At 64.9% G+C, this 442-nt stretch carries 1 protein-coding gene; it reads left to right on the forward strand.

Features of this window, described 5'->3' with window-relative positions:
* Nucleotides 1-127 precede the first annotated feature (127 nt).
* Nucleotides 128-442 (forward strand): polyketide synthase dehydratase domain-containing protein (locus IH13_RS36380; RefSeq protein WP_324605152.1); only part of this gene is annotated, 315 nt, incomplete at its 3' end.

The raw sequence follows: 442 nt of genomic DNA on the forward strand, positions 1-442 counted from the left end.
CACCGGGGCCCGTCGTGTCGACCTGCCGACGTACGCCTTCCAGCGTGAGCATTTTTGGCTGGCGTCTCTTCCGGCGGGTGCGGTTGACGGTTTGGGTCTGGGTGCGCGTGCGGTTGATCATCCTCTGTTGAGTGCGGAGGTGTCCCTTGCTGAGGGGGACGGGTTGGTGTTGACGGGGCGGTTGTCGCTTCAGTCGCACGGGTGGCTTGCGGATCATGTGGTCCTGGGTTCTGTGTTGTTGCCGGGTGCGGCGTTCGTGGAGTTGGTGCTGTATGCGGGGGAGCGGGTTGGGTGTGGGTATCTGGAGGAGTTGACGCTGCAGGCGCCTTTGGTGATGCCTGAGCGTGGTGGTGTGTCGTTGCAGTTGTCGGTGGGTGGGCCGTCGGCGGATGGTCGACGGGTGGTCGGTGTGCATTCGCGGCCGGCTGAGGACGCCGATGGT

Source organism: Streptomyces sp. NRRL WC-3549 (assembly GCF_000721935.1).
Taxonomy (GTDB): Bacteria; Actinomycetota; Actinomycetes; order Streptomycetales; family Streptomycetaceae; genus Streptomyces.